This window comes from Pantoea stewartii subsp. stewartii, from assembly GCF_008801695.1.
Taxonomy (GTDB): domain Bacteria; phylum Pseudomonadota; class Gammaproteobacteria; order Enterobacterales; family Enterobacteriaceae; genus Pantoea; species Pantoea stewartii.
Window position 1 is genome coordinate 1 of the sequence record NZ_VZPF01000179.1, and the last position, 1,893, is coordinate 1,893.

Annotated in this window: 1 protein-coding gene and 1 pseudogene; both read right to left on the reverse strand. The window is 44.8% G+C overall.

The features are described 5' to 3' along the window. Positions 1-174: pseudogene (locus tag F7Q90_RS25415) on the reverse strand (IS630 family transposase); the annotation flags it as partial. A 282-nt stretch (positions 175-456) separates the two neighbouring features. Further along, positions 457-1,587: a tyrosine-type recombinase/integrase gene (locus F7Q90_RS25420; protein WP_006120211.1), complete on the reverse strand. Its 1,131-nt coding sequence runs from the start codon at positions 1,585-1,587 to the stop codon at positions 457-459. Positions 1,588-1,893: the final 306 nt, after the last annotated feature.

The following is a 1,893-nucleotide window of genomic DNA, read 5'->3' on the forward strand; positions in this document are numbered from 1 at the left end:
ACCAATCGATGAGCGGGCACAGCAGAGTGTTCTGGCAACATGACTGACGGTGTCACCACGATGCAGCATCAGCATGGCGGTGAGCCGCCGGGCGTGGTTTTTGTCCTTTGTTTTATGGATAGTTTTCTGCATCAGGCGTCGTTCGGTTCTGGGTATTGGTGCTATGATCGACATTGCTCAGTCCGGCTGGTGATTTGGGATATTCAGCGATTGATCAGATCGCATAAACCGGACTGAGTTCCCTCTAAGGGATCTACTATTCCGAGCAGTTATTTAGTACTAAGACTATCCTATCTGTTTGCAAAGGCTTTGTTGAATAAATGGATTTTATGCTGTGGTACTATGAAAACGGTTGTTTCAGATAACATAAAATCAATGCATTACATGCTTGCGTATGACGGTGTTCTGTCTGGCATCAGCGTTTTCTACCAAAACAGTGCAGACAAAACAGAATGATTACCTATTATTCAACAAAGCCTCCTGGTGGCTCATTTGTCTTTCCACAGCATCTCTCGACCATAATCCCGATTCGATTAAGGCACTACATGCCATAGTCCTGAAACCATGCCCGCAGACTTCTACTTTCATATCGTAGGCCATTGTCCTGAGTGCTTTGTTGACCGTGTTTTCACTTATAGGTTTGTCGTCCCCAATAAAACTGATGAACATAAGTTCTTTGTCACCACTGATCGAGTGAAGCTCTTCCAGGAGTGCTTTAGCTTGTGTACTTAGTGGAACCAGATGTGGGGTTTTCATCTTTGCCCCTCTTGCAGAATATTTTACCCCTTTCAAAGGTTGTCGCTCTCCAGGGATAGTCCACAATGAATTTTTGAGATCGACTTCTGACCAGCGAGCAAATCGCAGTTCACTCGAACGGACAAAGGTCAGGAGTGTTAACTGCACTGCAATTTGGGTAATGCCTCTTCCTTTATATGCTTCCAAACGATTCATAAGCTCTGGCAATCGTTCCAGAGAACGGGCAGGGCGATGAACACTTTTAGTGGAAACAACAGCACCAGCGAGGTCGTTTGCAGGATTCTGTTCAATTAAAGCATTGTGAACGGCATACCTCATTACCGCCGTAATGCGCTGTTGTAAGCGGGAAGCCAGTTCATTGTGTCCTGAAGCTTCTGCTTTTTTCAAAGGAACCAATAAATCACGAGTTTTTAGCTCGCTGATATTACGTTTTCCGATGACAGGGAACACATGGGAAACAAGGCTGTTCAAAACAGTTGTTCTATGACTGTCTGACCAGGTTCTGTTACTGGTATGCCATTGTCGTGCAACTTGCTCAAATGTTAGCAAGCCCTTGCTCTCAATCTTTTGCGCTTTTCGCTTCTCACTTGGGTCTACATGGTTTGCGACAAGCTGACGGGCTTCGTCTCTTCGTCGTCTGGCTTCAGACAATGAAACCTCAGGATAGACTCCCAGCGCGAGAATTTTCTGTTTACCAGCGAAGCGATACTGAAAACGCCAGTACTTGGAACCACTTGTGGTAATCAACAGGTGCATACCATTACCGTCGGTCATCTTGACAGGTTTATCAGAAGGCTTTGTATTTCTTACTTTTAACTCTGTGAGCGCCATACTAAAAACCCTCAGATGATGGTATCTGCAATATCGAACTTAACATACCAACATATGTACCAACTAAACAGAGTGGATTTTGAAATATGACGGTGTACGTTAACGGGCTACAAACGGAAGGTAAGTGTTTGAAGTTGAAGAGTTGACTAGACTTTAAAATACTTAGGTGGGCTAACATTTGTAAGCGTCACATTTAAACCGTCTGTGCAGCGGGCTCCGGTTCCGGGAAAATAGTGTCCATCATTTTTTAATGGACACTATCGCGTGAAACACCGGACATGGCTCCTTGAGGCGCTTCGCCTCCAT

What these genes read in the sequence shown, in the direction of transcription:
- F7Q90_RS25420 (WP_006120211.1), bottom strand. Translation starts at nt 1,587, where the DNA reads ATGGCGCTCACAGAGTTAAAAGTAAGAAATACAAAGCCTTCTGATAAA.